The organism is Hoeflea sp. AS60 (assembly GCF_038900115.1).
Taxonomy (GTDB): domain Bacteria; phylum Pseudomonadota; class Alphaproteobacteria; order Rhizobiales; family Rhizobiaceae; genus Hoeflea.
The window spans coordinates 87,877-113,468 of sequence record NZ_JBBMQP010000006.1 but is presented as its reverse complement, the minus strand read 5'-3'; the positions used below and the strand labels follow the sequence as shown (position 1 = coordinate 113,468).

Below are 25,592 nucleotides of genomic sequence, written 5' to 3'. Positions count from 1 at the left end.
TTCAGCGCAAGACCTGTCGTCACGCCGCTCGTCGCAGCTGCCGTCACTGTTGCCGTGTGGCCGGTGTCGGTCAGGTCGACATCGGTGAAGGTCACATCAATGTCTGTGGTCAGCGCCGACGTGTCGGTCTGCTCGTCGAGATCGCTCTGCGCGATCGCGCCAATCACAGGCGCATCATTGCGGCCTTCAATCGTGATTGTCACAGTCTGGATATTGGAGTCGGCGCCAGCTTCATCGGTGACCGTGATTGTGTAGGTCAGCTCAAGGCTCTCGCCGTCGGCCAGATAGTCAAACAGACGCTCGTCACCTGTGAACGCCCAGTCGACGGTCCCGTCCTGGCTTACATCAGAACTTGTCGGAGTAACCGTGAACAGCCCTTCAAGCGTCGTGCCTACGGTACCCAGCGCAGTGTCCAGACCAGCATCGGCGCCGCCGGTTACAACGGCGGTGAAGGCGGCGGTGTGATTGAGATCGGAGATATCGACGTCGGTAAAGTTGAGTGTGCCAGCTGCGGTCAGGTCGCCGGCATTTGCCGACGGATCGTCGGCTGCCGCCTCGGCAGCTTCGTTCAGCGTCGTTGCCTGCGCAGCCGATGTGATTTCGGGGGCATCATTGGTGCCGGTCACAGTCACTGTGACCGTCTGAGTCACCGAGAAGATGCCGTCATTGATTTGAACACCAAAGGACAGGGTGATTACTTCACCGGCGGCAAGGAAATCGACCGCGTCATTGCCGACAAGATAGGTCCAGTCGATCGAACCGCCGGCAGCGGTTGTCGATTCGACCGTGATGCCGCCAGGCGTGTCGAGATTGAAGCCGGCAAGCAGCGCATCGAGCTGCGCTGCGGTCAGCGTTCCGCCATTGTTGAGGGCCTGCGACACAACCGTGCGCGTGGTCACTTCCGCATCGCGCGTTTCACCGAAATCCGGATCGAAGAAAGTGATCGAGCCGGTAGCTGCGACCGGATCCGCATCCACGCCACCAGGATTGTCAACCGATTCGACGATCCCGCCGGTGGACACGCCGCCGGTCAGAACCGACGCGATGTTGCCGGTGTCTTCTTCCGTGGAAGCCGTGGCGCCAGCACCACCAGCACCGGACGTATCGCCAAGAAGCCCAAGCGTATCCAGTCCGTCACCGGCAATCGAGGCTCCGCTTGAATCCTCAAATTCTCCACCCGAGCCGGTCGGCGCCTGCGGCGACACCGAAAGCGTATTGCCTGGGCCTGCAGCAACGTTGAAGCCGTTGGAATCAAGCGCTGCGACCAGCACTTCCTGTGGCACTTCGATATCGCCGATGATGAAGGTCGGCACGCTGAGCGCCCCGCCGATGATCCGGATCTGCGACCCGTCCGGCTGGATCAGCAAAAGGTCGTTACCATCAAGCTGGATGTCTTCGATGCTTGCATTGGCTGCCAATGTCACCCGGTTCTCGGCATTGGGAACAATAACGCTCATGCCCGGTGTAGCCCCGGAGGAAGAAGCATCGGATGCCGGGGAGCCCGCAGGGTCTGACCCCGTGTCCGCCTGTGCCATCAGAACCGCATCCATGCCGCTGTCGGCCTCTGCGTTTTCAACTATGGTTTCTGAAACATCAAGGCCGCGGTCTTCAATCATAACATGACTCCCAAACTGAATTTACCCACCCTTAACCACTTAGTATTTCGTCAACAAATACTTTGAATCGAAATTGAATACATAAGTATGCCAAACTCGATATAATAAACATATGGTAAATTTTGGGGCATATATTTATATGCTTTTTAGCAGGCATTAATATTTGATCGCCCCAAACGTAGCGGATGCGGGAAATCCTGAAATCGATCAATCCAAGAATGTTGATTCAAATTTTAGCTAAACAACCATGCATCTGTTAGTTTTGTTTGTTTCGAAGATCTTATTTTTATTTGAGTAGTCTCTCCTCAACAAAAGGGGAAGGCGAAACATATGTATAATCAAGTAAAAACGACTCTGTATTATGCAAATACTGCCATCTTGATCTCTCTGCTTTGTACTGCCACAGCACAAGCAGATGTTGACAAAGACCCGCGCACCAAACTCGGGGTTTTGGCCCATGCAAACACACCCGCCCCACTCGTAAAGATCCCTGACGTGTCCCGAAATGGAACCGTCACCGAGGCCAGCAACCCGACCTGGTTGACCCCGGCACGCGCTTCCACAACCCTGCGCCTGAGCCTGAGCGGCCTGCCTCCGCTTGCCCTCGCGGCCTTGAACAGCACCCCGCAGGGCCTGCAAGATGACCAGCCGGCAGCTCAGGACCGGATCACCACCGCCTCCATCCCCTCAGCTGCTGCTCCCGCCGGCGCCGAGCTCAGCAAGACAATCCGGCAGGATCTGCCGCTCTTCGGCGCCCACAGGATCCGCTTCGGCAAGATCAAGAGCGGCGTGCGCATCTCAGCCCTGATCCGCAAGGCAGCAAGCTCCGGCTCGTCCGCCATCTGCATCAACCAGTGCGCCGACCTCGCCGACAGTCTGAACCTCAAGGGATCGGACATCAGCGCGCAACTCCGCCATGTCTCGGCGTCCGTCAACAAGATGGTGGCCTACAAGACGGATGAGCAGAACCATGGCCGCCTCGACTACTGGTCAACACCCAACGAAACACTGGGCCGCAGCAGCGGCGATTGCGAAGATTACGCCATCCTGAAAATGGCCCTGCTGTCGCGCCTCGGTGTTCCGATGACAGCCATGGAAATCGTCGTCCTCAAGGACACAAGCCGCCGCCTGTTCCATGCCGTCCTGTCCGTCGCACTCAAGGGCCAGAGCGTGATTCTGGACAACATGACCGACGCCGTTGAAAGCGACACCGCAAAGCGCAGCTACGCGCCCCTGTTCTCTATATCGGGCAAGGCAAACTACATCTTCGGCTACAAGGGTGGAAAATCCAACCTCCTCGCTTCCGCCGGAGGCATCTCCTCTATCGCCCCAGGCGCAGGTTTCTGAGACCGGAGATCCCCGCATCCCCGCCTCAACGCTGAAGGTCAGGCGGGACCGGAGACAAATGCAATCGCGGCTGGCGGGTCATCCATATCCGGAGCCAGCGCCATGCTCAGCCGACCGCGCAGCCGCCGCTCGCCATAACCAACCGTGAACCCGGTGTATTTCGGACGGCTGCTGTCGCGTCCCATCTCCTCGATGAGGTCGATCAGGGGCGTCTCGAGTGTGAGTTTGATATTGCTGAGAGCCTCTACACTATCAAGGCCGGTAAAGCGTGTCTGCAAATACATCAGAAAACCACTGTTCTGGTACAGGATTCTCTTGTCCACCGATATGATAAAGCCGGGGACCGGGCAGGCTGAAACTATGGTTCTGGAATTGATTTTATCAATCCGGCTGCGCAAGCTGTCATGCTGCTCCAGCACACGCTGCATGATCGAGGCCCGAAGGTAAGAACTCAGACCGCTTTCACCTGTCTTTTCGTGATTGAGCTTTGACACATACTCTGCCACCGAGGTTCCGTCGTTCTTGGTCACGGTTTCCAGAGCTTTCCAGAACACGCCTTCCAGCCGGAAGCCACGACGCTTGCCGGCCGAGTTGATCGCACGGAAATGCGGTTTGAACGGATCTGGATCAGACACCACGGTTGCTTTCTTCTAAGAGCCGCTACCGCTCGGTCAACGCTTCATAACGCGCCTTGCTGAGCGGCTTGATCAAATAGTCGAGAACAGATTTTTCTCCTGTCAGGATTTCCACTGACGCAATCATGCCCGGACGAATGGCGTGCTTCACCGTTCCCTTTCCAAGCTGCGAATCACCGGTCTGGACAAGGACCTGATAGTAGGTCTCACCGGTCTCCGGATTGACGATGCTGTCGGCTGAAATATTGGAGACCTCGCCCTCAAGGCCGCCATAAATCGAAAAGTCATAAGCAGTGAGCTTGACCATGGCTTTCTGTCCAGGCTGCACGAATGCCACGTCCCTGGGCGAAATCCGGGCTTCGACCAAAAGCGTATCCGTCACCGGGACGACACCGGCAACCACCGAGCCAGGCTGCAGAAATGCACCGATCGTATTGACTTCCAGGGTGTTCACAATTCCATCCACCGGAGAGACGATGTCGGTCCGCCGGACCCTGTCTTCCGCCCCGGTCAGTGTCGCCTCCAGCACACTGACATCCGCCAGCGTGTCGCCCAGTTCCCGGCGCGCTTCCTGCTTGAACTGTGAGTCCAGCTCCTGGATCTGCAGTTCGGCCTCACGCAGCGCGCTTTCAAGGCGCTTGAGGCTTTGGCTGACATTCTCCCGCTGCCCCACCTGCTGCGCAATCTCGCGATCCAGCCGCAGAAGGTTGATCTCCGGGTGCAGCTTGCGTTCCACCAGCGGCGCTATCTTGTCGCGCTCCTTGAGCATGGCCTCTATGACCAGAGTTGACTGCTCGACATTGGATTTGGCCTCGCCGATCTCGTCCAGCCGCTGCTGCCGCCGGGCTTCCAGAACCTGCAGCTTGTTGAGATAGTTTTCACGCCTTGCATCCAGCAGGCTGGACTCGTTTTGACAGATCCCCTCCGACACCCTGCGGGTCTGCTCGGGACAGACGAAATCGGTATCAAGCAGATCGTCGATTTCCAGTTCCAGCCGGGCAACCCGCGCCTGCAACGCGTCATAGCGGGCCTGGGATTCACCCAGCGAGGCAAGATTGCCAGAACTGTCGAGCCGGATCAGCAGGTCGCCCTTATTGACAAGCTGGCCAATCGTCACCGCGATTTCCTGCACCACACCTGGCTCGCTCGATTGCACAATCTGCGTCTTCGACAGCGGAATGACCTTGCCGTCGCCGCGCGAAATCTCGTCGACCCGCGCCCATGCAGCCCACACCAGAAACGTCACCACCGACAACAGGCAGACCCACACGATATAGCGTGACATGACCGGCGGTGTGTCTTGCTCCATCGCTCGCATCACTGAATCCCGGTTGATTTGCGTTGCAAGGCTGCAATCACCTGCTCTTTGGGGCCATCGGCAAGCAGCTTGCCATTCTCGATCACAATCAGCCGGTCGATCAGATCGAGCATGCTGTATCTGTGCGTGGACAGCACCAGCGTCACCTCGGGCGCAATCGCCTGACGCAGGCAGCCGATCAGATGACGTTCACTGGCCAGATCCATCGCACCGGACGGCTCATCCAGGAAAATGATCTTGGGAGAGGCGAGCAGAAGGCGGGCAATGGCGACCGACTGTTTCTGCCCGGCGGAAAGATTGCTGCCGTTTTCACCGACCTGCATGTCAAACCCGCGCGGATGGCGCGCGACAAAGGATTCAATACCGACCTTGCGAGAGACCTCGATCAGCTCCTCGTCCGTTGCATTCGGATTTCCCATCAGCAGATTGTCTTTGACCGATCCGGAGAACAGATCGCTGGTCTGTCCCGCCACGGCCACAGCCGAGCGCACTTCCGAGGGATGGAACTGCTGCATGTCGATGCTGTCAATCAGTACCCTGCCCTCACTGGGCTGGTACAGCCGTGACATCAGCCGGCCGATCGTCGTCTTGCCCGATCCTATCCTGCCGATGATACCCACTTTCTCGCCAGCCTTGATGGAGAACGAGAGACCGTCGAGCGCATCCTGATCAGCCTGCGGATAACGGAAATGGACATTCTCGAAGGCAATGTCGCCATGCGCGATGACGCGGTTTACGAACCCGGATGCCTCTGGCGTGTCCTCGGGCTGATCCATGATCTTGTCGAGAATGCGCAGCGAAAGCAGCGCCTGCCGGAACCGCGCCAGTGTCATCGCCAGTTGCCCCAGCGGACTGACCGCCCGTCCAGACAGGATCACCGAGGCAATGATGGCACCCGTGGTGACATGGCCTTCACGGAACAGATAGGCACCCACCAGAATGACACCGACGGTCACAAGCTGCTGAACAAGTTGGGTCGCATTGACGGCAAACGCCGAAATGCTCTTGATCTGCTCATTCGTTGCAGAGCTGTTGATGGTCAGGTCGCGCCAGCGCTTGAGCAGCAGGCCTTCGGCCCTGAGCCCCTTGACGGTTTCTGTTGTGTAGATCGTTTCAACCAGCATCGACTGGCGAAGTGCCGCTTCATTGGCGGCCGCCGCAACCCTGCGACTGATAAGCGTCTGCGCCACCAGCCCGATGATCACCACCAGAACCAGCGCAACGGCAGGGATATATGCCAGCGGGCCGGCGATCATGTAGATGACAGCGATGAAGATGAACACGAAACAGGTGTCGATCATCGTCGCGATCGTGTTGGAGGTGAAGAACTCCCGCACGAACTCGTACTGCGACACCCGGCTGACATACTCGCCCGTCGACATCGACCGCGCGGACAGCGACGTGTTCATGACTTTCTGAAACAGGATGTAGGCAATCTTCAGATCGATCTTTCGGCCGGTGTAATCGATCAGCGCGGCGCGGGCGAATTTGAGCAAGAAATCGAACAGGAACGCTACACTGATGCCGATAGCCAGCACCCACAAGGTCGCAATCGCCTCATTAGGCAAGACCCGGTCATAGACATTCATGGTAAAAAGCGGCGAAGCCAGCGCCAGTACATTGATGAACAGCGCCGCGAACGCGACCCGGACAAACGAGCGCCAATAAGGGCGAACAGCCGAAGACAGCCAGTGCTGCTTTTCGATCTTGCCCGCATGCAGCGCGCCGGTTTCCTCGCGATTGTTGAAGTAGACTTTCTTGAAATCCAGCACCGTGGGATCGAGCTCTGCCACTCTTCCGCGAAGATCCACACTCTCAGACGCTACATCGCCGATAGCCTCCTTGCACACGAAAGTCCCGTCGTCATTGAGCGCAAACACCGGGATAAACGAACCATCCAGTGTTTTCACCAGGGCCGGAAGGTCGGCATTGCCGCCCAGCAGATCCGCAAGGTGGATCTTGGCGACATCAAGCCCGATGCGATTGGAAACCTCGCGAACGGTTTCGATATCAGCCGCCTCGAGCTGGTCATCCGGAACACCGGAATACAACACGGTCGCCGAACCACTGCGTTCAAAATGAACGCTTATTTCACGGAAAGCCTCGTTGAAGTTCATCTCAGCTCACCGATCGATAATGTCACCCCAAACCATTCCGGAAAGAATCAATTCTTCCTGACGGGGGCAAGCAGATCAAACGGTGCGCCACTGACCTGGCGCGAAGGCAGGCGGTTGTAGACCGGCTCGGCTTCATTGGAGACGGCCTTGAACTCTTCCCGGGCATAAGCCTCTGCCTGAGGCGCGCTTTCCAGCTGGAAGGCACGAACCAGCGAGCCCATGGCAGCCAGCGTCTGATAGTCGGCGTAAACCGCCGCATACTGAGCAGTCTTGGCCAGAACTTCGGTGTTGAAACGAGTGTTCTGCGCGCTCAGTACATCAAGAAGCGACCGCTCACCAAGCTTGAACTGGTCCCGGTAGGACGACACCAGGGATCCGGATGCGGAAGCCTGCTCACGCAGAAGCGATGCCTGCTGGGCACGCTTGGAGCGTTTGTCCCATGCCGACTGGATCGATTCCTGAACTTCACGGTGAACAAGGGCGTTGTCCATCCGGCTCTGGCTGGCGCGGCGAATGCGCTCCTGTTCGGCGGCCATATCGCGACCACCCTTGTACAGGTTCCAGCGCGCGACGACCTTGGCCTCAAGATCGGAGGTCCTGCCTTCCGACCCGTCAATATCATGACCGACACGAGCTTTCGCCTCGAACGAGATGACCGGCAGATAGCCAGATTTTGCGCCCCGTGCGAGAGCGTCGGCTGCATCCACATCTGCACCTGCAGCAGCGATTCGCGGGCTCTGGCGCCGGGCGATATCAATCGCCTCAGCCGAACTGCGCGGCAATGCCTTGGCCACTGACGGCGGGTATTTCATTGATCCGAGCTTGACGCCGACCAGACGGAGAAAGCGGATCTGCGCCTGAGCCAGATCTTCTTCGGCTTCTTTCAGTCTGGCCTGAGCCGACAACAACCGCTCCCGACCCTGGGTGCGGTCAGCAGAGGTCAAGGTGCCGCCGGAAACACCTGACGAGATGTCCGACACGATTCCAGACAGGACGTTGGCGTTCTTGCGTGCGATCGACACGATTTCAGCCTGCAGCAGGATTTCGAAATATTCCTGCGTCACGGCCAGCGCAATCGCCTCGGAGCGCTCGGCGACGCGGAAGGATGCACCATCGACGCGCGCAGCCTGGCGTTCGACTTCCGCGCGGCGGGCGCCGCCATCAAAAAGCGTCTGGGTAAATGTAAGTCCGACATCGGCAGCGTCGAGCGTGTTGTCCTGCTCTCCAAGCCGGCGACGGCCTGGGCTGTCGAGCCTGCGGCTGCCAGCTGATGCCTCGAGATCCAGCGTAGGCAAGTAAAGACCACGGGCCTGCCTGAGCTCGAATTCAACAGCTTCGCGGTTTTCCGCTGAAGACAAAATCTCCGGATTAGACCTAAGTGCCTCGTCTACTGCCTCTTTCAAAGTAAGAGCGCTCGCCGGCACTGCGGCCAGGGCGCTGAACCCGATCGTGAAGCAGCATGAATACAAAAGCTTCTTTAACATCTTAACCCCAAATTTCCACACCCATTGATTGCTTGTGGCACAAATAGCCAACCCGAAGCGAGTCATGAAATTACAAAAATTTAAGCACAGGACCAGCCGCCATGAGCTTGTTGCGTTTTTACCACACAACAAACAATTTGGTCTTCCCTAATCTGGAAAATAAGAGTGAGTAATACGCTATCGTTATGCTTGATCATTTGCATCTATATACAGAAATAAACAGATAGACAGAATTTAGTGACTGTCGCCAACCATACCAAAAAATAATTTGATAATATTCTTAAAGGCCGCTTCTTTGTAGAATTAGAAAGCAAAACCAAAACAAGCACGTAGGCATAATCTTTTATGCGTGAACTAGTTACACTTGGGAATTACGCCGGGAGTCGAACCATGTTTATTCACGCAGGCCAAAAAACCGACACCACTACCGTTCGACAAGACCGGTTCAGGCTGAACTCTATCGCGAATATTACGCTGCAGGAACCGCAAGTTTGCACCTGACACAATTCGACATGACTGCCGAACGGCGCGTGCCTGTGGCGCCAGACAAAAAGAGCAGCTACCCCCACCAAAAGAAAGAGAACCAGGCCTTGCCGCCATGCCGCCAACAGTGAGTGCAAAGATTCGGTCGCCTTGCACCGGCACCATCAGCGCGGCAGTTGCGTTGATTTCATTTCGCCATTCGCCACTTTTGCAAACTGGTATTTTCAGATTGGCAGAATCACCGATTTCGATTTTTTGCCCAAGATAATTCACCTTGAGGTAGGTGAGATCCCACGCCGCTTCTAAGACTGATCCCGGCTCCCAAACCAGATATGCTTCCAATCCCTTAAGAAAATCAGGCCATCGAGACCACCAAAGGGCATGTAAAGATCAATATCGTACGGTGGGCGATACCGACCGCGTGCCAACGCGGCCAGCCCGCCGACAATCTGGTAGGGCAACTTATACCGCTTCGCGTCACAGATATTCCACGCAAGAGCGGCTTTCTATTGTCTTTGATTCTGGTCGAGCACAGTAGATTTTCCATCAATCATATCATCGTTTCGCAAGTAGTGTTGCCGGCCTCCGGAAATGTATCAATTGCCCAAGCAAATTGATAAAATGGCTCACCAAAGCCGACATTCATGCCCCCCTGGCAATGGGTCGCTTCGGCCCGTTTCCTGCCACACCTACACTCTCTCGTAGACGTCTGCTTCCTGCCAACGCGAGCTCCGATATTTGGCAGACCGATCGGCCCGACACAATCGCGCCCACCGCTTTTGCAAACCCTGTGAAACTTTCTGGCTCGACCTGCCGTCTACCTGTTTGTTGATCAAAAAACAGGAAGTGAATATCATGACACACCTACGCAAAACTGCATTCGCTGGCCTCATTGCCATCGCCTCCAGCTTCAGCGCCACTTCTGCTTTCGCACAAAATCCGATGGTTGGCGGCGCTGCCATGTATGCTGAAAAGAACATTGTCGAAAACGCCGTTAACTCCAAGGACCACACCACCTTGGTGGCTGCCGTCAAGGCCGCAGGTCTGGTCGATACGCTTCAAACTGCAGGCCCCTTTACAGTGTTTGCACCGGTCAACGCCGGGTTCGAGATGCTGCCCGATGGGACTGTCGACACGCTGTTGAAGCCTGAGAACAAGGGCATGCTGACGAAGGTCTTGACCGCCCATGTGGTGAGCGGCGATCTGTCGAGCACTGACCTGGTACGCATGGCAAAGGCCAATGGTGGTCGCTACAACATGCAGACCGTTTCAGGCGATGCGCTCACGGCTGTCGTCAAAGGGAAAAATCTCTACATTTTCGATGAAAGCGGTGGTGCCTCCAAGATCACCATTGCTGACGTAAACCAGTCCAACGGCGTCATTCACGTGATCAATAAAGTGCTGCTCCCGAAGTAGCAGTTGCGTCCGCAAAGTCCGGACCTGATCGCCGCTGTCTCTCAGGAGATGGCGGCGATTGGCTTTTCCAAGATGGAATGCCGCATAGCGGGCCCTTGTGAAAACCAACCGTCGTCAACAACCGATGCGAGATGTACGGTCCCTGCCGATCGGCCATCGCTGGGTACGTCAAGTTTCAGAAAACCCCGACATTCAGCCCACGTCAGCGATCTAGCGCAAAATCTGCCGTTCTGGAGCTGGAATTGCATGGGTGACCCCTTTCGAGAGCACCACACCTCAATCGACCAACGCCGTTGACGTGGTCCCAATGGAGGTGTCACCGTCAGTGACGAACAAGGGTGAGCCAAAACACCATTGTTTTCATTCGGTAATCTAGAGAAAAAAATGGTGGGCGCGCACGGGCTCGAACCGTGGACCCGCTGATTAAGAGTCAGCGGTTATAGCCTTTTGAGAGCATATTTCAGTTAACGGCTGACTAATTTCGATGCGTCTCACCATTGTCAACATATTGAAAACACTGAAATTGCTAAGTTTTCCCCTGATAATGTGGCTCATTCTGAGATTCGACCGATCGCTGATTGCTTTTCTGCCATGTGACCCTAATGTGACCCTCGACGCAATTTGGATATCAGCTCATGGTCAAGGTCCACATCAACGACAGAACAATCACGGCAGCCAGATCGGCAGCCAAAAAGCGGGAAGTTCTGGAATACCGAGACCAGGAAACACACGGTTTGATGCTCCGTGTGCGCAACGGTCAATGCCTGTGGTTCTGGGCTACCCGCGACGGGAAGACAAGTCTCTGTCGCTTGGACACCTTTCAGGATGACGAACTGGGAAAGCTCCGCGCTCTGGTGAAGCAGCTAAAATTGGAAGTCAAAGCGGATCGCGATCCCAAAGTGCTTATCAATGCATTCGTTCATTCTGGCGGCGCAGATATCCAGAAATCCGTCGAGGTCGCAGGTGTCGCTGCTGGCGAATGGACGTGGGAAATGATGCGGGATCGGTTTCTCGAGTACGCCAACGATAATCTGAGCAAAGCGACATATGACGACTATCGCAAGTCGATTGGGGCATATGAGAAAGGCATTGTCGCAAAGGACTTCAAAGCCCTTCATGGCATGCCCATTAAGTCCATCCGTCCGAGCGACATCAGTGCCGTCCTTTTATCGATTCAGGATCGGGGAAAATCCAAAGGCAAAGGCGGAAACTGGAATCAAATGAGGCACACCCATGCAGCTATCAGAGCTGCGTTCAAATGGGTCACCAGCCCTGAAGTATACAAGGATTCTCAGCTGGAAATGAATGTTGCGGTCATGGTTCCTGTCCCAAAGCGACCGACACAAGACGCTACGGATGTACGCGCAAAGGCGACCTTCACGGCGATCCTCGCAAGCCCGATCCAGCTCCATAATTTTGCATTCAAATGGCTGACATCTGACTACGAATGTGATCCCAGCATTGTCCACGCGATCCGCTTACAGCTTCTGACTGGCCAGCGCATCGAGACCGTCCTGTCGGCGCACAAGAGTGAATTCGTGAGAACGCCAGGGCGACCATGGCGATATGTCTGGGCGCTCGGTCCCGACAAGATGGCGGCTTACAGGCTCTTGCCCCTACCCGATGTTGCCAGCTACGTCGTGCATGAGATGCTCACGGATGAAGCCCTTTCAGTGCCTGAAAACGTCTATCTGCTCCCGCCCCTGCGTCCCGACAAAGGGAAATCCGATGATCGCTCCAAGGGACATTTGAGCTATTCAGCTATTAAGAATGCCATCGGAGCAGCGCGAAAGAAAGACGGACCGCTGCCGACGACATTCAAGGGAAGTCATGACCATCGGAAGGCTTTCACCACGCACATGGACGATTGGACAAGCTTGGGATTTGTCAGTCACAAGTCGGTCGAAACGGTGACCCACAAGAACGAGGGTCGAGATAGCGTTAGCCAGGCCATCTATAACTACGACGAGAAATTGAAGGAGAAATTCAAGGTACTGCAGACATATGAAAATATGATTTTGTATGCCCACACTCGCGGCGTTCCTGATGAATATCATGACCGCTATTGGTCACTCGACCCGAATAGCATGAACTAGATGGCGTATATGTTTCCATACCTTAGTTGTGTAGTTAAGCCCTTATAACTACACTAAGGAGCCGTCTATCCTTGCAAAACAAGGCTTTCCGCTTCGGCTTCCAGAATGCCTTTGGTCAGCTCTGTGAAAGACCGAGGTGTGAAAGCCACGTCTTCGACATCAACGCCGACATCACGGCTCCGACCGACACCCGGGAGTCGTCCGTGCGAGTGACCGTAGAAATGGAAAGCCCCATGATGTGATGACGGCCATGTGCGCCCAGCGTAGTGAGCGAGCCACAGGTCATGCCCGCTGTCTTTTGTTCGAAGACCGTGTTCAGGGCGGCTCTCCCAATCCAGTGCGGCCAGGGTCGGATGCAAGGCACCTTTTTTGTCGAGGTCATGGTTGCCGATGATGAGGTGCTTCCTGCCGTGGAGACGGCTGAAGAGCGCTTGAATGCGATCGGTCTCATGCAGACGTGCAGCGAAATCGCCCAAGTGATAGACGATGTCATCACGCCCGATGACATCGTTCCAGCAGGTGACCATCCATTCGTCGTGTTCTTCGATGTCGGCGAATGGTCGTGGCTGCATGTCGAGCATGCGCTGATGCCCGAAATGGGTGTCGCTGATGTAGAATTTCTTTGTGAAAGCCATGTCGATCACCCGAAATTCTGAGCAGGCTGAGGAACTTCAAGCCGCGAATACACGAAAGACCCTGGCAGCCTTGTCCTCTGCACAAGCTCGGAGATCAGAAACTCAACGACATCACGCCGCTCTTCGAGAATCTCACGCGCTCTGACGAGCTGCTGCTGGAGCAAGTCCTCCACCCTTTCGCTGAGCCGTGGGTCATACATACGGAGCCTAGCCAAGCTCTCGGGATCGCGGAGACCAGCTGAGGAAAGAGTGTCACCCATTCCAACCGCTGCAAGCGCAAAAGTGGCGGCGGTTGTGACTTCCATCAAATCGGCGATGACACCGTCACCATGTGACCCAAAGATAATTTGCTCGCATGCCATTGCACCCAGGCCTGTACAAATCCGGTCAGCGATTCTTTGCTGATCCTGGCGCTGTCCAGAATCGATCTGAAAGGTGCAAGTCCCCGCGATCTGGTCGCCACTGTTTGGTACATAATGGTCTTCAATAAAGACCTCTACGAGCGGAGCATATTGCAGCACAGTACCGACAACAGCATGCCCGATTTCGTGGACCGCGATACGATACATCTGGTCATCAGTGCGCCTCTCGCGACGAGGAAGACACGCATTCACATGACGATATTCCACGGTGATGCGCTCACGACGAGCCAGCCGTCGAGCGTCACGAGCAAGCTTTTCGAGGTCGGCTCCTGTCATACCCTGTGTCTTCGTACGGAAGGGCCGCATGTCGAGGTCGTGATCAGACTGCAAATAGCCCTTGAGGATCAACATTCTTGCATCATCGTCAGGAAGTCCGATAGCGATGTGACGATCAAGACGACCTGGACGGCAGAGCGCGACGTCTACAATGGCGGCATTGTTGCATGCACCAATCACGACAACGCCATCACGACTGATGGAGCCATCGAGTTCCTCCAAAAGCCCATTCACAACGCCTCTAAGGTAGTCGCCGTTGTGCCTATCGGCGTTGGTTTCGCGATCCATAAAACCGTCAATTTCGTCGATCAGCAAGACGCACGGAGCCTTCTCACGGGCTTGCTTAAAAGCCTTTTTCATAGCCTTGAGCATGTCACCTTGATGACCATGGCTCTGCCAGATGGCGTAGCTTCCGACAACAAAATTCATGTCGCACGTGCGTGCCAGAGCGGCGGCAAAAGTGGTCTTCCCACATCCAGGAGGCCCCGAAATCAAAAGCCCAGAGTCGACATCCTTCCATGCGATTTTGCCAGCTTTGTAGTCAGCGATATCCTTGGCGAATTCGAGACCCCACTCTCTCGCTTCGCCGTAGCCGTGCATGTCATCGAGGTGCGGGCCGTCGGTGATCTGTGACTTCTTCTCGAAAGCCTCAATGTGAGCCAGGTCGCGCGCCTTAGACCGCTTGAAAGCGGCAACGGCGGCTCGTGAATTGCGGCCGGCACGGACGACAATGCGCCGCCACTTTGCATGCATCGACACCAGATCGGAAGCTTCGGCTTCATCAATCTTGCGACCGATCGAAATAGAAAATGCCCGCTGCATGTAAGAGGCCGAGATCGTGTCGATGCGGACGACAGCATCAGCCGCCCCGACAGATGGATGACCCAAGAAAGTTTCCGTCTGCTCAGCAGTGACGAGGATCACGGACCTGAGACGCCCGATGCTGACCCCTTCAAGGCCTTGGCTTGCATTGTTTTCAGTCATCACAAAATCGACGCGACAATCTGATCCGCTCATGGCGTCTTGCCAATCCTCGCCATCTGACACCTTCACCATGTCGGCCACGGATTCCTTCCACTCGCCGACCTCGGCGTTCCACGGAAGTGTGATGACGATGATGAATCGTTTTGAGCGGAGAAATGGCTTGAGGGCACGGGCGATATGAAGATCAGCGACGGCACGCTCGAGAGTGGGGCGAGTAAACATGGGAGACTCCTGCGGAATAGGGATAGCTGTCGCCCTGGTGGGCGTTAGGCAGCTATCTTGGCTATTCGCAGGGTGTTCATGACACAGGTCTCTCTCGTTGTCGGCTCAACTATGCCGCGTGTGATCATTTCAGTCAACGCGGCATCCGGGTGTTAGGTTAACAGAAAGCGATCGTATCAGAAAGGGATATGGCTATCGTCGACGTGCCTGAAAATCTTTGGTGCAGCGTCGTCGCAGAAGTGCGAATCCAGATTGACGTCTTCTGGCATGGCAAGCTCAGGGTCGACCCAGTGGTCGTCTTTAAACCAAGGCTCGCTTGCGATCCAATCACGGCCTGAGCTGTCGACTGGAATGCTATAGTCGGGAATGACATGCTCACGTACGAGGTCTCCGCTCACGTTGACGCTCCAGTTGATCCAGTGCTTGAACGCGATCTTGAAACCTTCGCTGTCGAGCATCTGGATGAAATGCCCACCACTGAAAATACCGAACCGCTTGTCTGGATGCAGCCGTGCATCAACCACATTCATGCGCCAGCGATCCGAAATCTGCTCGGCTGGAATACCAGTGAGCGCCTGAGCCTGAGCAAAATATTTGACTGGCGGATGTTCGATTTCTTCGAGCGGAGAATGACGGCGGTCTTCAATCTTTGCGATCTGCTGCTCAGTCAGCTCAGCAGGACGGCGTGCCAGCACATCGACCTTGGTGTCGCTGCACTTGATGATGAAAGTTGCATCATCTGGGATAGCTCGACCGCGACCAGTGCCACGCAAAGGCTTCGTGCAGGACACACTGAAACCCTGCACATGTTCATCGATCTCTGCCAGTGCCTTGTCGATCACTTTCATGAACGAAGCAACATGGATGTCTTCGCCCTTGGCAGCATATCCAATGAACGCTGCCAGCTCAGAGATCGTAGGCTTCCAATCCTTCCGAACGCGGAAATCATAGCCAGCCATGAGAGCCAATTTGGGATACAGACGGCCAGTGTACTTCGACTTGAATTTCGGGAACACATTGATGTCGAGCCACGTGTAGCTGCGAGACTGCAAAATGGCTTCTCGGATGACACCAGGGATGGTGTAGTCAAGCATGGTCTTCTGGGTCAGACGATTGGTCGACATGCTAACAGCCTCAAGTAGAGTCCTACAGACACGCCTGTTCGTCTTAGGGTCTGTCACATGGTAGCGGACGAGAGTACGCATCAGGCGCTCAAGAGAACTCCAAACACGCTCATGTTGAGTGACACCGAGGTAGTCGGAAAGCTGTGACATCCGGATGCGGTGCGTTGGCAGCGTCATATTCGACTTGCGGGCGCATGCCATGAGGTATTCGTGAACGGCGATGTCTTGCGCAGTCAGCTCATCGGCACCGACGATAGCCATAGTTTCAATCAGGATGCGTTCACGAGCGATCTGTGGCTCGTCACTAGGATGGCGCTTAGACGTTGAGGTCTCCTTGACCCAATCCCCTGCCCGATAGCCGGCACGATCAATTCCACGGATGATATCATCTCCACGAAGTTGTTTGCCTTCAACAACTATCTTCCCATCTTCCCGAACGTATTTCTCAATGACAGCCATGTAACAAATCTATCCAATGAACTTCTGATTTAAATATACTGTCTGTCGGCGTAGCTAAATGCAACAGTTTATCAGTGTAAAATCTAAATATAATTCACCAAGACATAATAATCCTTTACATCCTTACACTAGAAACCCCTGCTTTTAACATCTTCACACCACGTCAGAGGCTCTGCGGCCATGCCCAGTCTAGAATCGTTAACAGAATTTAATGGTGATACTAGAAGACTATATATAATACGCCAGTCTATAGTGTTTCCTATACGCGAGGACATAGGATTGTTTTCCTAGTTTTAACATCTTCACACCAAGAGATACCTAGTTTGCCCATGCCCACTCTACGGAAGTCAGCAGAATTTAATGGTGATACTAGAAGACTATATACTTAATAGCCCTGTCACCCAATTAAGGGTTCTCCGAATCTACGAATCTGGGTTCTCCAAGCTCCGCATAGTTAAGAACAGAGGACGGGGCGCTGCGCTTGTTTTTGTTTTTGCTCGTCACCAGAATCTGGCCTTCCTACCAAGCCATCAGCTGGACACCTCTATTTACTGGCAGCGGTGGAGTTGACGGGCGGATAGCTGTTTTCCGGGTGAACGGTGCCAGGAAGGCCTGTCGTTTTTGCATTGATTTTCGCATTGGCGGCTTGCCTTTCGGCCTTTCGGCCGGTCGTCATGCGGCGTGCGGTTTTCCGGTGAGCCAGACATAGCGGAGCATGTTGTAGGCGATGTTGGCCATGCCGATCTTCGCCTTCGCTCTGCTGATACCGATGGTGCGGATGAAGAGCTTCATCTTGTCCTTCTGCCTTGCGAAGACATGCTCGACCGCGGAGCGCACTTTCGAACGGCGGCCATTGGCCCGCGACATCGCTTCCGGCATGGGTTTGCCCTTTGGTTTCCTCTGATGGATATCGGACTTCAGGCCGTTGTCCTGCAGCCATTCCTCATTGGTCTTCGAGCGATAGGCGCTGTCGGCCCAGACCGTCGATGCCGTGTTGTCCTTCGTCACAACGTTCCGGAGCTGGGCACCGTCATGGGCGCTTGCACTCGTCACAGTCCATCCCCGGATGAAGCCGTGCGCTCGGTCGATGCCGGCATGGTTTTTGTAGCCGAACATGGGAATGGCAATGTCATGCTGCTTCGTCGCGGCTGATGTCGGCGTTTCGGTGGGCTGCTTTGCCTTGGAATACTTCACCGTCCAGCGCGCGTCGCGATCCTTCTGCGCGAGCTTGGCGGGCTTGTCTTTCCACTCCGATGGTATTTCACCAGCCTTGATCGCCGCCTTCTCGTCCTGGCTATTGTGCTGCTTGGGAGCCTGAATGATCGTCGCATCAATGATCTGACCACCCTTTGCCAGGTAGCCCGACCGCGAGAGATGTTTGTCGAAACGGGCGAACAAATCGTCGATGGCACCAGCCCGAACCAGACGTTCGCGGAACAGCCAGATCGTCTTGGCATCCGGCACCTTCTCCGACAGGGACAGACCCAAAAACCGCATGAACGACAGCCGGTCCTGGATCACGAACTCGGCCTGGTCGTCCGACAAATTGTAGAGCGCCTGCAGCACCAGGATCTTGAACATCAGCACCGACGGGAAAGCAGGACGTCCACCCTTAGATCCATCCGACCGGTTCAGCGCCTTTGCCAAAGGCTTCTCGAATACCGGCCAGGGGATGATGATGTTGAGCTTCTCCAGAGGATCACCGACGGCACTCAGACGCTCGTACCGTTCGTCCAAATCCCAAAACCCAGGCTGTCCACGCATCATCCGCTCCCTGCAAATCATACAGGTCGATTGAATCAGAAAACGACCAAAAGGGGGAGGTTTTTAGAGGTGTCCAGCTTCTGAAAAGAAAACATCAAGGGGTCTCGAGCAGATAGCCTGATGCCTTCCCTTGGGTTCATATGTTGTCTTCCCTTGGGTTCAGATTACGAAGTCCCGCCGATATCAGCTGGCGTTAAAAGGAAGACCAAGGATATCCATTTGGCGGAGCGTCGAAGACCTCCAGTGCGCGCAGACATTTTTAGAATCGTTTCTACATGTAGAAATTTAGGACGGCTATAATAAAATCTCGAAAGACTCATAACGATTTTACCTGTAGAAACGCATCTATAGCATATTGTCAACGTTACATCTTTAATATAAACAGTTGAATTAATTATATAAACGTGTTATACTGTATATTCACAATACAAAGGAGACATAATTATGCAAAAACTAGTCACAGCCACCCAGGATTTCTTATATGAGCTTGCCGTCCACGAGAATACATTTGTCCGAGACGTCTTTAAAGACTTCTCCAAGGGTGATTACCATGAAGTCGCCTTCTGGCTCGGCAACGAGGAGTTCAATGACGGCGACAAACCCGACTACAGATATACCGACGTCACCGTCGACGCTCTCACCGCTGCCGTGAAAGCCGACGTCGGTACAAAGTCCTGGCAGGAATTCAGAGAGCAGCAGTTCTCGTAAATCCGAAATCAATTTCTACATGTAGAATAGATTTATATTTCTACATGTAGAAATCATTTGCATCAGGTTCCGCCGAAGCGCATTCTACATGTAGAAACTATTCGGGAGACGGACATGAAAACTACTTCACTTGAAATTCAGATGCTCGACAGCCTTATCGATGAGCCTAAGCGCACTCGGACGGCAGCGACAACTGTCGGCATTGCTGACATGACTGAAGAGCAGCACCGCGCATATAAAGCCAAGCTTCAGCGCGAGAGCCGCAAGGCGATAGCTAAAAAGAAATCCGTAGGTGATCTTCCGTTTAACACCGAGACGACACGTGACGCACTCGCCGACGCCGCAATCTCGCTCCTTGCATCGAACGCAAATGGTGCCGATGCCATTCGGGCGCACCTGGCGTCGGTTTTCCCGGACAAGTCAGGCGTTCCATTCACTGTGTCGGCTCGGGCGCGCTCTGGTGAACTCAAGACGAAGCTCCCAGGCCGTCCCGCGAAATAGATTTACGTCTCACATAAGTGACAAATGGAACGCTTGTGTCTCATATATATCGCGTAAGCCTAAGCCAGACGCCATTTTTGTCCGCTCAAATCGCATAAGCCCGCCAGATGTCCGTGAGGATCGCATAAGGTGTGCTTTGTTCCTTGCTTTGTACGACGGCAGAATTCCCGTAGTGATGTCACGTAGTGAGGATTGGGAACCGAAGAGATGCCGAGGACTGCAAGAGACGAAAAGAACAAGGGACTGATTGCTACACGCCGTTGGAGAGCAGATCTGAAGGGCGCTCGTTGTCCTGAAGTTCATGCTGTCGACACCGCGCTTGCTGCTGCCGTTGCCGTCTACAGACACACTGCGGAGCAAGCTAAATCCGCCAAAGATGTCGGCCGTGTCACCGCACTGGAGAGCATGGCGATCAACTATCTAGTATCCTCTGGGTATTCTGCGCGGATGGCTGAGAGAAAGGTCAAGCGTCGTGTTCATCGGCTTGATGCTGACAAGCTTGTTCCAATGGTCAACACGAAGAAATGATTTCCACATTCTCCCCCCGTTACTCCGTAAATAGAAAACGGTTTTGCCTGGTTTCACGTAGTGATCCAATTTGCGCCGACGGTGGTGGCTTGCATCGATGTCTCGCATTGTTTTCTCAACTGGAGACATTTAAATCCGACAATTTCCGGCAACGGCGATAATTATTTTGGCGAAGCCATTGTGGTTGAGAAATATTGTTCTATGTGCGACTGACCGATAAATAAGGACAATAAAATGGCAGAGCAAGAGACAATTTTTGGATCTTCAAATCACTCACTCGAAGCACAAGCGGCTGATTTTTTCTTGTCTCACTTTGCGCAGAAGCCGCTCCACTCCATTCAAAAATACCTGGACCGAGGACATTTGAATCTCTGTATCATCGACTGGCATAGAGCAAAAAAACAACGCGCCGAAACCGAGCGCGGATTTTATATCTCTGAAGATGTTGATATTGGATCAGTTACTGATCTTGTATTGGAACACACAATGGGCTGGTCGGCACGCAAATTCAAAGAATTTCCGTTTATTGACGAATTTCCTTTCTAAATATATTTATAATTGGCGAACTCAAGTTTGAAGTGAAACAGACCGCAGGGCTATCTGATAAGGACACTTACCGCCATATTGAACGGTCATAAACAGAGCCGGATCGATGAGCTGCTTCCTTGGAACCATCCTGCCAAGGTGTGATCAGAACACCGCTTAATAAGACCGGGATCGTGAGCAAGAAATTATTTCTGAACAAAAGAGCTGGTGTTCAAGTTGCAAGACAATCTGAATAGCCAGCAATCGCTTTGCACCCCCGGGATTTCTCGGAGGTCGCCTCCAAAGACGCGACCAAAGAAAAGGCCCCCGGAAGGTAACCTCCGGGATCTCTTTTTGTCGAATATGACGGCCTTAGATGTACTATTTTCCCGCATTGAAAACGGCAAATATGATGAAAGCTGCGGAGGAAGGCAGAACCAGTTTGGATCGCTCGCTCGCAGCCCAAATGACAAAGTTGAGTGCCCCGGCGTCTTCAGTTTTTACTTCTGCTCAAAGCCACGTCGTACCAGTAGGGTGTTTCTCACCGAATGAGTTGCGGTTCATGGCAATACCTTGATGTGGTCGAACACCTCTCCATCCGATACTTGACGTGGATGGAGAGGTGTTTCAGAGAAAGGGCTACTGCCCACCGTCTCGGCTACGTCGGACGGACAGCCGTATGGAGCGTCGCTTTCCCAGCCCGGTCAACTGCCAATACGTCATAGCTCGCGCTAGGATCATCGCCCATGCCCAGCGATCCAGATGGCATTGCAGGAACTGCCAAGCCCGCGATTTCAGGCCGCTCCGTCAACAACCAATTCACCGATTCAAGCGGCACATGGCCTTCTATGAAGTAGCCGGCCATGACTGCCGTGTGGCATCCCTGAAGTTCGGCGGAAATCCCATACTTCTGTTTGATCTCCGATAAGTCGTCGATGTCATGAATCTCGACAGCATAGCCAGCGTTCTGCATCGCCTTCGTCCATGCATGGCAGCAGCCGCAATTTGGGTCTTTGTAAACGGTCATGGACTCTGCAGCAAAAGCGTTTCTCGTAGCGAGAGACACGGCTGATACAGCGGCCGCAGCGCGGATAAAATCTCTTCTCTTCATTGGTATTTTCCTTGTTTTCTGGACGTGACGTTGCGCGTTGCAGTGACCACATCACACCTGTTTGACGAAATTGCAGATTTGGATAGCCGCGCTGCGCGCGCGCAGACTTACCTTCGCCCCGGAGCGGGTGGTCCAGTTGCGAGATCAGGCTGTCCACACACGACGACGCGGAATTACGACTTGAAGTCAGCTTCGTGGAGGACGGATTGGCGGAGCAGGCATAAATGAAGCCATTCCCAAATATGGCTTCCACATGGAAATCACGGGCACCCAGTCGGAATCATGAGACCAAGCGACTGCCGTTGTCTTTTGAAAGATGATGGTAGTCGCGCACAGCAATGGAAGCGGACATGTCTTTTGGCAGTCCCGTGAGCTTGGCATTTCATTCTGGCAACAGGGATCGCTGGCAGGCATGCTCGTGTTCCCGATGCCTCCCATTCCCACAATTTTCGAAGACGCCATGGCGCTATCCGCCACCACCAGACTGAAGGGACCAAGGATGATCCCCAGTAGGGCGGACACGATCAGCAGTTGTTGAATGACCTTCGCGAACCTCATCCATTTATTGTCGCATGTAGTAGCGGTGCTTGGAAGAGGTCATCCGGGGGCGTCCCGAGGCTCAATGCCGCAGCGCCCCCACTGCCTGAGGTAAGGGCATTTGGGGATCAGACGTTGTCTTCGAGGCGGTACCGCGCTGTGAAAGTAGATTGATCGTCCATTGGTCTTGCCTGACGATCGTGATGTGGGTGCCCCGCGAAGATCAATCAGACTAGTGACCAATATGTCGACGGCTTAGCCAAAGCACGATCGGGGGGACCACCAACCACTGAAGGAGCGGACTCATGCCCGTGTTGAACGGAGGGACCAGCGGCATGAGATCGGAATAGGCCCAACGATGGGTAATCTGGGTATAATAGTATTCAAAACCGATTGTCAGCGCCACACCCACACCGAGATAGACAAGAAACGGGAGTGTCTTGGGTGACATCAACCAGCCGCGTGATCGGACCGAGGCGCTCGCAACCCAAAAGGCAATTAATGCAAAGCCGACATCACCGATGGTCGCCGAGGTGCATAGTTTAACGCCTTCCCAGTGGGGCAATTCCATCATGCCTATATAGGTGGGTGCCTGTAGATACTCCCAAACGAAATGCAGTAGGAACGAAAATATTACAATTCCGAATTCTGGTTGCCGTGTAATCCCGCTCATGAGCGATCCGCACCCCCGTTGTTTTTTCTCTTTGCCTGCAAACATCAGGAATGCGGGTTGGACTTCCGGCCTGGCGCACCTTGGCTGGCTTGCAGGCGCGTACCGAGACGCATCCCAAATCGCATACCGGTGTTGGATATAGCCTTGATGCCAATTTGACCCATGTCAATGAAGGCCGGGGATTCGATGTGGTAATAGTAATCTTCAATAGGGATTTGATAACGTGCCAACACGTCGAAACCGCAGATTGAAAGGAGGCCAGTTCACCTGGCAGACCCTGACGCTTGTGGTCATCGTGGCTCTGTACTTCTCCGCCATTTCCCTGCATCAAACTCATGCCAGCGAATTCTCAGGCATGCAGACGGTCGTGGTTTCTACCCATTCGCCTGATTCTGGAAACTCCGAACGCGATGCGTCGCCGCACTCACCGCAATGCGCGGACCAAATGCATTGCCATGCTGCGGCGATTTTGCCGTTTGAGGCATTGAGCCATGAAAACGCCGTAGCGGTCGCGATTTCTTCGATCCAGGCATTCGTGAAGCAGCCGTTTTCCAAGTTCCCATCTCCCCCTCCCAAAATTTCCTGACACGACGGATTCGTACTTCCGGCTGAGCTTGTTCCAGCTGCGTCAATAGAGCTGTCTGCTGTTTTTAGCGGTTCATCTCCTTTCACGCGAGCATGGCGGCCAACGGAATGGCGTTCGATGCCGACGGTTGAGTTGAATCGCTCACCAACGCATCTCCGCTATCCGCCGGCCACCTTCGTTGGCTCAAGCACAGTTCGGACAAAGCCGAAACGGCGAATGCGCATTCAGATTTGCGCGTGGAGCATGCAATGGAAACTATCCTCTATTTTCTCTTTTGGGCCGGCCTCATCTTCATCATGATGCGGTTTGGCTGTGGCGCTCACGTCATGGGTCACGGCAAGTCAGGAGCAACCCGCGACAAGCCGAGCAGTTCGGCGGCTGATGTCCGATGGACTGCCCCGGAGACTGACACTGACCCTGTGTGCGGAATCACCGTTCAGACACGAAACTCGAAGTCAGCCGTCCATGAGGGCCACGTCTACTACTTTTGTTCGCGGGAATGCCGCGAGCGCTTCGAGGCCGCACCAGATTCCTATCTTGCTGAAGCTAAGGGAACCATCCCAGACATGAGCGAGCAAGCTCATGGTTAGCCTTGCAAAAACCGATCAAACTCACCGGGCAGGCATACCTCTGCCCGTGATCCGTCCACCGCATATCCCGGTCGTCGCGCTCGGCATGAGCTTGGGCATTTTTCTCGCGGTGACGTTTGCGCTGTGTGTCGGCTTCGACCTCATCTTCCCCGGGCAGGCCATGTACCAGACGTGGTTGAAACTGCTTCCCGGCTTCTCTTGGTTGACTTGGTCAAGCTTTCTGCTCGGCGGGGTGGAGGCCTTTGCCTATGGCTGGTTCGTCGCGCTGATATTCGCGCCGCTATTCAATTATTTCTCTGCCCGTTGGGCACGTTGATGCAACGCACAATAAAAGGAACTCAACTATGACATCGCCATTGAAACTTTCTCTTTCGGCAATTCTCGCCGTTCTCCTGACTTCGGCGTCAGCGACGGCCGCGACGGTCTACATTGCTGATGGCAGCGCAGATCAAATCATCGTCGTCGATACAGACACTGGCACGGTCGAACGCAAGATCACCGGCTTAGATGCCATTCACGGCCTTTCTGGTGCACCTGGTGTTCGGTACCTCGTCGCCGGCAGCTATTCCGAGGTCGAAGGCACCGCGGCCCCGGCACTCGCTAAGCCAGAAGGTGTGGCGGAGGACGAACATGCGGCCCATCACGCCAAACCCGCAGCGGGGGCGATGCCCAAGGATGCCGCGATCAGCATTCTGACCATCCTCGACGCAAAGTCTGGTGAGATACTGCGTCGGATCGAAGTGCCCGGCGCTGTTCATCATACTGCTGTTTCGCCCGACGGTCGTTACGCTGCAGCTACTCATCCATCAGGTGACGGGATAAGCATAATCGATCTCGAAACCTTGGCTTTCAAGGCCTTTGTTCCAACTGGATCGGCACCGAATTATGCTGTTTTTTCCGGAGACAGCGCTTCGGTTTTCGTAACCAATTCAGGCAACGGCACAATCAGTGAAGTCGATGTCGAGAAGGGATTTGTCAGAAGCAATTTGCTTGTTGGTACAGCTCCCGAGCATGTGGTCATCTCCGGCGACGGGGCCACGCTATATGTGACCGACGCAGATATCGGCAAAATCCATGAGATTGCGGTGTCCGATGGTGCCATTCTCCGCTCATTCGAGATTGGAGGAGAGTTGCACGGGCTCGACTTGTCGGACGACGGGAGCACGCTCTTCGTCAGCGGAAAGAGCGAAGACAAGCTTGTCGCGATCGATCTGCAATCCGGTGCGATGCGAACCGCTTCACTGTCGCCCGCTCCGTATCATCTGACTACGATCGACGGCACTGGCAAGATTTACGTATCGAGCCGCGACGAACCCAGGATCTGGATCATCAACGAGATCGATCTCGCGGTAATCGGCGAAATCGCCGTTTCCGGCGAGGGCCACCAGATGGTCGTGCTTCCGTAATTTCCCAACAAATCGTCCAAAGGAGATCA

General features: G+C 54.4%; 23 protein-coding genes and 1 pseudogene. 12 read left to right on the top strand and 12 right to left on the bottom strand.

Going from position 1 to position 25,592, the window contains the following annotated elements; all coding sequences use genetic code 11:
- Positions 1-1,616 (bottom strand): VCBS domain-containing protein (locus WNZ14_RS22525; protein WP_342870929.1); only part of this gene is annotated, 1,616 nt, incomplete at its 3' end.
- A 495-nt stretch (positions 1,617-2,111) separates the two neighbouring features.
- Here WNZ14_RS22525 and WNZ14_RS22520 point away from each other — a divergent pair.
- A complete protein-coding gene (locus WNZ14_RS22520; protein WP_342870928.1) occupies positions 2,112-2,963 on the top strand; it encodes a transglutaminase-like cysteine peptidase in 852 nt (283 codons plus the stop codon).
- A 38-nt stretch (positions 2,964-3,001) separates the two neighbouring features.
- On the opposite strand, the gene WNZ14_RS22515 is transcribed toward WNZ14_RS22520, so the two are convergent.
- The 5 genes from WNZ14_RS22515 to WNZ14_RS22495 form a co-directional block, all read right to left on the bottom strand.
- Positions 3,002-3,601, bottom strand: coding sequence for a ribbon-helix-helix domain-containing protein (locus WNZ14_RS22515; RefSeq protein WP_342870927.1), 600 nt, complete (start codon positions 3,599-3,601; stop codon positions 3,002-3,004).
- Positions 3,602-3,623: 22 nt separating this feature from the next.
- Entirely contained in the window at positions 3,624-4,916 is a 1,293-nt protein-coding gene (locus WNZ14_RS22510; RefSeq protein ID WP_342870926.1) for an HlyD family type I secretion periplasmic adaptor subunit, read from the bottom strand.
- Positions 4,916-7,033 (bottom strand): type I secretion system permease/ATPase, encoded by a 2,118-nt coding sequence (locus tag WNZ14_RS22505; protein WP_342870925.1) that lies wholly within the window; start codon positions 7,031-7,033, stop codon positions 4,916-4,918. Before WNZ14_RS22505 ends, WNZ14_RS22510 begins: the two co-directional genes overlap by 1 nt.
- A gap of 47 nt (positions 7,034-7,080) precedes the next feature.
- Positions 7,081-8,517, bottom strand: a complete 1,437-nt coding sequence (locus tag WNZ14_RS22500) for a TolC family outer membrane protein (protein WP_342870924.1) — start codon at positions 8,515-8,517, stop codon at positions 7,081-7,083.
- A 354-nt stretch (positions 8,518-8,871) separates the two neighbouring features.
- On the bottom strand, positions 8,872-9,342 hold the full coding sequence (locus WNZ14_RS22495; RefSeq protein ID WP_342870923.1) for a hypothetical protein: 471 nt from the start codon (positions 9,340-9,342) through the stop codon (positions 8,872-8,874).
- 513 nt (positions 9,343-9,855) lie between these two features.
- Here WNZ14_RS22495 and WNZ14_RS22490 point away from each other — a divergent pair.
- Both WNZ14_RS22490 and WNZ14_RS22485 read left to right on the top strand, forming a co-directional pair.
- Positions 9,856-10,416, top strand: coding sequence for a fasciclin domain-containing protein (locus tag WNZ14_RS22490; protein WP_342870922.1), 561 nt, complete (start codon positions 9,856-9,858; stop codon positions 10,414-10,416).
- Between the two features lie 635 nt (positions 10,417-11,051).
- Positions 11,052-12,512, top strand: a complete 1,461-nt coding sequence (locus WNZ14_RS22485; protein WP_342870921.1) for a hypothetical protein — start codon at positions 11,052-11,054, stop codon at positions 12,510-12,512.
- 65 nt (positions 12,513-12,577) lie between these two features.
- On the opposite strand, the gene WNZ14_RS22480 is transcribed toward WNZ14_RS22485, so the two are convergent.
- The 4 genes from WNZ14_RS22480 to WNZ14_RS22465 all read right to left on the bottom strand — a co-directional run bounded on the left by WNZ14_RS22480 (position 12,578) and on the right by WNZ14_RS22465 (position 18,398).
- A complete protein-coding gene (locus WNZ14_RS22480) occupies positions 12,578-13,147 on the bottom strand; it encodes a hypothetical protein (RefSeq protein ID WP_342870920.1) in 570 nt (189 codons plus the stop codon).
- Between the two features lie 5 nt (positions 13,148-13,152).
- Positions 13,153-15,051, bottom strand: a complete 1,899-nt coding sequence (locus WNZ14_RS22475) for an AAA family ATPase (protein WP_342870919.1) — start codon at positions 15,049-15,051, stop codon at positions 13,153-13,155.
- Between the two features lie 176 nt (positions 15,052-15,227).
- Entirely contained in the window at positions 15,228-16,634 is a 1,407-nt protein-coding gene (locus WNZ14_RS22470) for a replication initiation protein (RefSeq protein ID WP_342870918.1), read from the bottom strand.
- Between the two features lie 672 nt (positions 16,635-17,306).
- Positions 17,307-18,398: an IS5 family transposase gene (locus tag WNZ14_RS22465; protein WP_342870917.1), complete on the bottom strand. Its 1,092-nt coding sequence runs from the start codon at positions 18,396-18,398 to the stop codon at positions 17,307-17,309.
- A gap of 444 nt (positions 18,399-18,842) precedes the next feature.
- Here WNZ14_RS22465 and WNZ14_RS22460 point away from each other — a divergent pair, with 444 nt between their 5' ends.
- The 5 genes and pseudogenes from WNZ14_RS22460 to WNZ14_RS22440 all read left to right on the top strand — a co-directional run.
- A complete protein-coding gene (locus tag WNZ14_RS22460; protein ID WP_342870916.1) occupies positions 18,843-19,106 on the top strand; it encodes a hypothetical protein in 264 nt (87 codons plus the stop codon).
- A gap of 114 nt (positions 19,107-19,220) precedes the next feature.
- Positions 19,221-19,607, top strand: coding sequence for a hypothetical protein (locus WNZ14_RS22455; RefSeq protein ID WP_342870915.1), 387 nt, complete (start codon positions 19,221-19,223; stop codon positions 19,605-19,607).
- Between the two features lie 207 nt (positions 19,608-19,814).
- Entirely contained in the window at positions 19,815-20,135 is a 321-nt protein-coding gene (locus tag WNZ14_RS22450; RefSeq protein ID WP_342870914.1) for a hypothetical protein, read from the top strand.
- A gap of 234 nt (positions 20,136-20,369) precedes the next feature.
- Positions 20,370-20,681 (top strand): hypothetical protein, encoded by a 312-nt coding sequence (locus WNZ14_RS22445; protein WP_342870913.1) that lies wholly within the window; start codon positions 20,370-20,372, stop codon positions 20,679-20,681.
- Positions 20,682-20,723: 42 nt separating this feature from the next.
- A pseudogene (locus WNZ14_RS22440) lies at positions 20,724-20,825 on the top strand (transposase domain-containing protein); the annotation flags it as partial.
- Positions 20,826-21,318: 493 nt separating this feature from the next.
- Here the strand turns inward: WNZ14_RS22440 and WNZ14_RS22435 are convergent.
- Together WNZ14_RS22435 and WNZ14_RS22430 are read right to left on the bottom strand one after the other, a co-directional pair.
- Positions 21,319-21,771 (bottom strand): DUF411 domain-containing protein, encoded by a 453-nt coding sequence (locus WNZ14_RS22435; RefSeq protein ID WP_342870912.1) that lies wholly within the window; start codon positions 21,769-21,771, stop codon positions 21,319-21,321.
- A gap of 769 nt (positions 21,772-22,540) precedes the next feature.
- Positions 22,541-22,981 (bottom strand): hypothetical protein, encoded by a 441-nt coding sequence (locus tag WNZ14_RS22430; protein ID WP_342870911.1) that lies wholly within the window; start codon positions 22,979-22,981, stop codon positions 22,541-22,543.
- A 223-nt stretch (positions 22,982-23,204) separates the two neighbouring features.
- On the opposite strand from WNZ14_RS22430, the gene WNZ14_RS22425 reads away from it, so the two are divergent.
- The 4 genes from WNZ14_RS22425 to WNZ14_RS22410 all read left to right on the top strand — a co-directional run bounded on the left by WNZ14_RS22425 (position 23,205) and on the right by WNZ14_RS22410 (position 25,563).
- The gene (locus WNZ14_RS22425) at positions 23,205-23,567 is read left to right on the top strand and encodes a hypothetical protein (protein ID WP_342870910.1); all 363 of its coding nucleotides are present in this window, start codon (positions 23,205-23,207) and stop codon (positions 23,565-23,567) included.
- 248 nt (positions 23,568-23,815) lie between these two features.
- A complete protein-coding gene (locus WNZ14_RS22420) occupies positions 23,816-24,157 on the top strand; it encodes a YHS domain-containing protein (RefSeq protein WP_342870909.1) in 342 nt (113 codons plus the stop codon).
- Entirely contained in the window at positions 24,150-24,473 is a 324-nt protein-coding gene (locus WNZ14_RS22415) for a DUF5676 family membrane protein (protein WP_342870908.1), read from the top strand. Before WNZ14_RS22420 ends, WNZ14_RS22415 begins: the two co-directional genes overlap by 8 nt.
- Positions 24,474-24,501: 28 nt before the next feature.
- A complete protein-coding gene (locus WNZ14_RS22410) occupies positions 24,502-25,563 on the top strand; it encodes a YncE family protein (RefSeq protein ID WP_342870907.1) in 1,062 nt (353 codons plus the stop codon).
- Positions 25,564-25,592: the final 29 nt, after the last annotated feature.

Coding starts and splice junctions, on each gene's coding strand:
- WNZ14_RS22420 (WP_342870909.1), top strand. CDS start 23,816: ATGGAAACTATCCTCTATTTTCTCTTTTGGGCCGGCCTCATCTTCATC.
- WNZ14_RS22415 (WP_342870908.1), top strand. CDS start 24,150: ATGGTTAGCCTTGCAAAAACCGATCAAACTCACCGGGCAGGCATACCT.
- WNZ14_RS22480 (WP_342870920.1), bottom strand. CDS start 13,147: ATGGCTTTCACAAAGAAATTCTACATCAGCGACACCCATTTCGGGCAT.
- WNZ14_RS22435 (WP_342870912.1), bottom strand. CDS start 21,771: ATGAAGAGAAGAGATTTTATCCGCGCTGCGGCCGCTGTATCAGCCGTG.
- WNZ14_RS22410 (WP_342870907.1), top strand. CDS start 24,502: ATGACATCGCCATTGAAACTTTCTCTTTCGGCAATTCTCGCCGTTCTC.
- WNZ14_RS22460 (WP_342870916.1), top strand. CDS start 18,843: ATGCAAAAACTAGTCACAGCCACCCAGGATTTCTTATATGAGCTTGCC.
- WNZ14_RS22510 (WP_342870926.1), bottom strand. CDS start 4,916: ATGCGAGCGATGGAGCAAGACACACCGCCGGTCATGTCACGCTATATC.
- WNZ14_RS22485 (WP_342870921.1), top strand. CDS start 11,052: ATGGTCAAGGTCCACATCAACGACAGAACAATCACGGCAGCCAGATCG.
- WNZ14_RS22470 (WP_342870918.1), bottom strand. CDS start 16,634: ATGGCTGTCATTGAGAAATACGTTCGGGAAGATGGGAAGATAGTTGTT.
- WNZ14_RS22490 (WP_342870922.1), top strand. CDS start 9,856: ATGACACACCTACGCAAAACTGCATTCGCTGGCCTCATTGCCATCGCC.
- WNZ14_RS22505 (WP_342870925.1), bottom strand. CDS start 7,033: ATGAACTTCAACGAGGCTTTCCGTGAAATAAGCGTTCATTTTGAACGC.
- WNZ14_RS22430 (WP_342870911.1), bottom strand. CDS start 22,981: ATGAGCGGGATTACACGGCAACCAGAATTCGGAATTGTAATATTTTCG.
- WNZ14_RS22500 (WP_342870924.1), bottom strand. CDS start 8,517: ATGTTAAAGAAGCTTTTGTATTCATGCTGCTTCACGATCGGGTTCAGC.
- WNZ14_RS22465 (WP_342870917.1), bottom strand. CDS start 18,398: ATGCGTGGACAGCCTGGGTTTTGGGATTTGGACGAACGGTACGAGCGT.
- WNZ14_RS22455 (WP_342870915.1), top strand. CDS start 19,221: ATGAAAACTACTTCACTTGAAATTCAGATGCTCGACAGCCTTATCGAT.
- WNZ14_RS22450 (WP_342870914.1), top strand. CDS start 19,815: ATGCCGAGGACTGCAAGAGACGAAAAGAACAAGGGACTGATTGCTACA.
- WNZ14_RS22445 (WP_342870913.1), top strand. CDS start 20,370: ATGGCAGAGCAAGAGACAATTTTTGGATCTTCAAATCACTCACTCGAA.
- WNZ14_RS22475 (WP_342870919.1), bottom strand. CDS start 15,051: ATGTTTACTCGCCCCACTCTCGAGCGTGCCGTCGCTGATCTTCATATC.